Raw genomic sequence first — 5,845 nt, forward strand, 5'->3', positions numbered from 1 at the left:
TTTTCCGCCTTTCTTTATCGAAGCGAGCGTAGCTCTTAGCTCACCCCTGCCTTTAACCGTCTATTAATCCTTTCTCTCGCAACACCTGAATAAACAGATCAGGCTCTGGGCGAACCCGGTAATTGTCTGTCAGGTGCTGATACACCAGCCGGCCTTCGCCATCCACGATAAATACCGTTGGCATAACGGTGTCACTGTCGTAGCCCAGCGCCTCCAGCCCGGCCGGGGTACCACCCGCATCGACAATACCTAAAGCACGCGCCGCCTGATTGTCATCATCGCGCAGGTATTCAAAATCCACCTGAAATTGCTTTGCCAGATCCGCAGATTGGCTGTGGGACTGCGGGCTGATCAACGCCACCCGTACACCCTGATCCTGCAACGACTGATATTGCGCTGCCACTTCACGAATCTGTGCCATACACAACGGGCACCAGTTGCCGCGGAAGAACAGCATCACCATTGGCTTGCCCGCGTAATCCGCCACGGTTACCGGCTTGCCCTCCAAGTTCGTGAAAGTGACGGCCGGCAACGGTTCACCCAGTGCCACATTCGCCTCGCGAGTGCCGTAGCGGCTATACCAGCGGATATAAGCGTGCACCCCGATCAGGTTGAGAAGCGCCAGGCTAACCATCACCACACAGGCCTGCCCGGCCAATGCCAGGCTGATGACCGCCAGCGTCCCCAGCAAGGTGGGCCAAAATACCGTTGGCAGGTTCTCGCTGGTGCGCGCCGGTTTCCATACGAACAGATAACTGAAGAATCCCACCGAGGGGACACAGGTCAGCAGCAATACCACCCACGGCCAACCGCCACCGGTAAACAGCTGCCAGAGCGCCATGCCGGTGGTGAACACCGCCAGGGAAATAAACGTGGAGATAAACAGTGATTTAAGGCTTTTCATCGTCGTTCCCGTTTCGAATCAGTGGATAAGATGCGAAACGGGCACCCGCGTTACAACCTTAATAACGCGGGCGGAGAAACGGATAATCAGGTGGTGCAGGTTTCCAGCAAGCCCCGCAGCTCCGGAATACAGGAGCCACAGTTGGTGCCCGCCTGGCAGCCTTTGCCAATGGCTTCCACGGAGTCCGCGCCCTCTTCCACCACAGCCTCGATGGTTTTCTGACGGACCTGGAAGCAGCTGCAAATCACCGGCCCCAGGTCTGGCCCAGCATCCGCCGGTTGCCCGGCCAGGATCGCCAGGTGCTGGATATCCGCATCGTCAGCAAAACAATCTGCCAACCAATCCACATCGCACACCGGCAAGGTTTCACCAATGGCCAGCCAGGCCAGCAAGCGGCCGTCCTTGTCCAGCGCCGCGCGCCGGTAATGCCCGGTGGCGGGATCGTTCAGCGCCAGCCACTGGGCCGCCTGCGGCAACCAGTCGTGGAGCTGTTGTTCGGTTAGGTCCGCATCGCCGGCCAGCCGATAGCGCTGTACCTGGCCCGCCTGCAAAAATGCATCGACGGGAACTCGGGCCCAGTACTCCACGGCGGGTGGGGACGCCGCCGTGAACAACCAGCCATGCCAGCGGGGTTGCCAGTCGCTGACATTGACCGGCGTATGCTTGAACGCCGGCTGGCCGGAATGCGGATCCAGACGTGCCGGCACCAGGGCATCCACCCGGGCGCGGCGAGAAAACTGATCGGTCCAGTGCATGGGCATGAACGCGGTGCCGGGGCGCTGCCCGGTATCGCGGGTGACCCGCACCAACGCATCACCGACACGGCTGGTCAGGCGCACGAAGCCGCCCTCCTGCAGCCGGTAACGCTCTATATCCTGGGGATGCAACGCCGCAAAGGGCTCGCTGAGGTGGGCAAACAGGCGCCCGGCACGGCCGGTGCGCGTCATGGTGTGCCACTGGTCCCGAATCCGCCCGCTATTGAGAATAATCGGGAAGGCATCGCCGATCTGGCGCACGGGCGGATTGTCGCAGCTCACAAAACGGGCCCGGCCACTGGGAGTAGAAAACTGGCCGTCGGCATAGCAGCGAGGGTCGCCGTTAAGCGGCCACTGCTGTGGCTGCCACTGGGCATATTGGTCGGCGCTCAGCTCCGCAGCCCCGGTCAAATCCAGCCGCTTGCCAAATTGGCCGGCCACCGCGGTGAGCGCCGAGTACTCGGCAAAAATGTCGTGCTCATGCTGGTAGGGAAAGGCGTCGGCAAAGCCCATGCGCTGCGCCACTTCGGTAATGATCCACCAGTCTGCTTTCGCTTGCCCCGGGGCAGGCACAAAGGGCCGCTGGCGCGATACGCAGCGCTCGGAGTTGGTGACCATGCCGGATTTCTCGCCCCAGCCCAGCGCCGGCAAGCGAATATCCGCGCAGGCGAGCGTGTCACCGCTGGCTACGCAGTCGGACACCACCACGGTGTCGCAGGCCATCAGTGCCTGGCGGACCTTGTCCGCTTCCGGGAGGGAGTCCACCGGGTTGGTGGCCATGATCCACACGGCTTTCACCTCGCCGCTGGAAACTGCCTCGAACAGCTCAACCGCTGTAAGACCATTTTTCGTGGCCAACGCCGGCGCCTGCCAGAAGTCCGCCACGGCGGCGTGGTGCGCCGGGTTGTCGATATCCAGATGCACCGCCAGCTGATTGGCCAGCCCCCCCACTTCCCGGCCGCCCATGGCGTTGGGTTGCCCGGTGATGGAAAACGGGCTGGCACCAGGCTTGCCGACACGGCCGGTGGCCAGGTGGGCATTGATAATGGCATTGCCCTGGTCAGACCCATTGCGGGCCTGGTTCACGCCCTGGGAAAACACGGTAACCGTGCGCTCGCAGGCGGCGAACCAGTGGTAAAACGTGGTCAGGTCCACCTTGCTCACGCCCATCTTTGCGGCCAGTGCCTCCCAATCGTTGCCCTGGCTGCGGGCGGTTTCCAGGGTCGCCTGAAAGCCTTCGGTGTGGGCGTCGATGTAGGCCTGGTCCAGCGCCTGGTTGTCATCCAGCCAGGTGAGCAGGCCATTGAACAGCGGCACGTCCTGCCCCGGGCGAATGGCCAGATGCAGGTCGGCCAGATCGCAAGTGGCAGTGCGGCGCGGGTCGATGACCACCACTTTCATGTCCGGGCGCGCCTGTTTGGCGGCCACGATGCGCTGGTACACGATGGGATGTGCCCAGGCGGTATTGGACCCGGTGAGGATAACCAGATCCGCCAGCTCCAGGTCTTCGTAGCAGCCGGGCACCACGTCTTCACCAAACGCCCGCTTGTGGGCAACCACAGCGCTGCTCATGCACAGGCGCGAATTGGTATCGATATTGGCGCTGCCGATGTAGCCCTTCATCAGCTTGTTGGCCACGTAATAATCTTCTGTCAGCAGCTGGCCGGAAACGTAGAACGCCACGGCATCCGGGCCGTGTTCGTCGACGATGCGGCGGAGCCGCCCTGCCACTTCATCCAGCGCCTGATCCCAGGACACCACCTCGCCATCCACTTCCGGATTCAGCAGGCGATCCTGATCACCCAGGGTTTCCAGTACCGATGAACCTTTGACGCAGAGCCGCCCGGCATTGGCCGGGTGCTGCGTGTCCCCTTTCAGGGTGACGCCGTCGGTGCGGATACCACAACCAACGCCGCAGTACGGGCACGTTGTGCAGATGGCTGTACCGGCGTTCGTTGCCACCGCTTTTTGGGCTCTCGCTTCAGCATTCACGCAGCGATTTCCTCCGAATTCTGATCACTGTCGCCGGGGCGTTTGCAGAAAGCCTCGCCCAGCAACAGGGTTTCACGCAGCGCGCTGATATCGGTGTTTTCCTTCCACAGTTTTTCGAAAAACGGGGCGTCAGACACATCGCCGTACAGCACCATGCCGACCACACGGTTATCGCGAATCTGTACACGCCGGTAGCTGCCGGGCAGATTCAGCTGCAGGGTTTCCCCCTGCTCTGTTCCTTTATCCCGGTCACCGAGAAAATCGCCACAGGACACCAGATCGATACCGGAAATTTTCAACCGTGTGGCGGAATCCGCGTACAGATAACGGCGGTGTCCCAGTTCCGCCAGGTGGCTGGCACAGACCGCCGCTTGCTCATACAGCGGGGCCACCAGGCCAAAGGTGCGCTCGCGGTGCTCCACACACTCACCAATGGCATAGATGGCCGGATCAAAGGTCTGCAGGGTGTCGTCCACCCGCACCCCCTGATTCACGGTCAGCCCGGCACTGGCGGCCAGCTCGGCACGGGGCACAATGCCCACCGCCTGCACCACATAATCCGCCGGCAACCGCTGGCCGTCGGCAAGATGCACCGCAGCCACACGGCCTCGGCCGCCTTCTTCCCGGCTTTCTTCCAAGCAAGTGCCTTCGATGGACTGGGTGCGCGCCTGCATCACAAACTTGAGCCCACGGGCTTCCAGATCCTGTTGCAGGCGATGCCCTGCGCTTTCGTCCAGCTGCTGGTTGAGCAAGTAGCCGCGGCTGTGGACCAGAGTCACATCGTGCCCCTGCTTCACCAGCGCATCCGCCGCTTCCAGCCCCAAAAAGCCGCCGCCCACGACCACCACCCGGGCGGCCGAAAGCGACAACAACCGGCGCACGTCGTAGAGATCCCGAAAACTGACAACGCCATCCAGGGTGACGCCTTCCACCGGCAACTGGCGTGGCGCGGCCCCCGTGGCCAGCAACAACCGGTCGTAATCCAGCCGATGCCCGGCGGCGGTTTCCACCTGCCGCCGGCGGCGATGAATCGCTACCACCGGGGTGCCGGTAATCAAGCGAATATTGCGATCGCGATACCACTGGTGGGGGTGCGTGGTAATGGTTTTCTCATCGGTGCCACCGCCCAGCAGCGGCGACAACATGACGCGGTTATAACCGGCGAAGGGCTCATCCCCCACCACCGTGATCTGATACAGATCCGGTGCCAGGCGGGTCAGCTCTTCCAGCAGGCGGCAAGCCGCCATGCCATTACCCACTACAACCAGTCGCTTCATTCGCACGTCGCCCTGTGGAGTTGTTTCAGGCCGGGGTGGCCAGTTCGATCACATCACCTTGCACACGCACCGGGTACACGGTCAGCTTGACGCTGTCGTCTTCGATGCATTGCCCGGTTTCCAGGTCGAAGTGCTGTTTGTAGAGCGGTGAGGCAACAACGCGCTTGTCACCCAATGAGCCCAATAGCCCCCGGCTGAGCACGTTGGCATGGCTAAACGGGTCCATGTTGTCCAACGCATAGAAATTGCCATCACGGGTGCGGAACAGTGCTGCCTGCCCGGAGGGCAGACGCACGCCCACTCCAGTGCCCGGCAATACGTCGTCAACGCTGCAGATTGCTTTCCATTCTACGGTCACTGCGCTGTTCATGGCTTACGCCTCCTCGACCAGTTCGATGCGTTCATGCTCATAGGCGGGACGGCGCTGGCCGCGCTCACGCACGTAGGCCAGGTTGTCATCCGCTTCGGCGGTCTCATTGATGAAGTGGTTAAAGCGCTTCACCGCTTCCGGATCCTCGATGGTGGACTTCCACTCACACTGATACGTCTCGATCACGTGCTGCATCTGCGCTTCAAGTTCGTCGCCCATACCCAGCGAATCATTCAGGATCACGTCTTTCAGGTAATCCAGCCCGCCTTCCAGGTTTTCCAGCCAGACGCTGGTGCGCTGCAGGCGGTCCGCCGTTTTGATGTAGAACATCAGGAAACGGTCGATGGTCTTGATCAGCTGCTCATCGGTGAGATCCGACGCGAACAGATCCGCGTGGCGCGGACGCATGCCGCCGTTACCACACACATACAGGTTCCAGCCTTTCTCGGTGGCGATCACGCCCACGTCCTTGCTTTGCGCTTCCGCGCACTCGCGGGTACAACCACTCACTGCCATCTTGATCTTGTGTGGGCTGCGCAAGCCCTTG

Annotated in this window: 4 protein-coding genes and 1 pseudogene; all 5 read right to left on the reverse strand. The window is 61.8% G+C overall.

Annotation, left to right across the window (positions count from 1 at the left end):
- Positions 1 to 52: 52 nt before the first annotated feature.
- The gene (locus A3754_RS11135) at positions 53 to 904 is read right to left on the reverse strand and encodes a peroxiredoxin (RefSeq protein WP_063519739.1); all 852 of its coding nucleotides are present in this window, start codon (positions 902 to 904) and stop codon (positions 53 to 55) included.
- Between the two features lie 86 nt (positions 905 to 990).
- The gene (locus tag A3754_RS11140) at positions 991 to 3,651 is read right to left on the reverse strand and encodes a nitrate reductase (RefSeq protein ID WP_063519740.1); all 2,661 of its coding nucleotides are present in this window, start codon (positions 3,649 to 3,651) and stop codon (positions 991 to 993) included.
- Positions 3,648 to 4,928: an NAD(P)/FAD-dependent oxidoreductase gene (locus tag A3754_RS11145; RefSeq protein ID WP_063519741.1), complete on the reverse strand. Its 1,281-nt coding sequence runs from the start codon at positions 4,926 to 4,928 to the stop codon at positions 3,648 to 3,650. Before A3754_RS11145 ends, A3754_RS11140 begins: the two co-directional genes overlap by 4 nt.
- Before the next feature lie 25 nt (positions 4,929 to 4,953).
- Positions 4,954 to 5,298, reverse strand: a complete 345-nt coding sequence (nirD, locus tag A3754_RS11150) for a nitrite reductase small subunit NirD (RefSeq protein ID WP_063519742.1) — start codon at positions 5,296 to 5,298, stop codon at positions 4,954 to 4,956.
- Positions 5,299 to 5,301: 3 nt separating this feature from the next.
- A pseudogene (locus A3754_RS11155) lies at positions 5,302 to 5,845 on the reverse strand (nitrite reductase (NAD(P)H)); the annotation flags it as partial.

This window comes from Alcanivorax sp. HI0083, assembly GCF_001635175.1.

Excerpts from the sequence above, each read along its gene's own strand:
- A3754_RS11135 (WP_063519739.1), bottom strand. The coding sequence starts at position 904 with ATGAAAAGCCTTAAATCACTGTTTATCTCCACGTTTATTTCCCTGGCG.
- A3754_RS11145 (WP_063519741.1), bottom strand. The coding sequence starts at position 4,928 with ATGAAGCGACTGGTTGTAGTGGGTAATGGCATGGCGGCTTGCCGCCTG.
- nirD (WP_063519742.1), bottom strand. The coding sequence starts at position 5,298 with ATGAACAGCGCAGTGACCGTAGAATGGAAAGCAATCTGCAGCGTTGAC.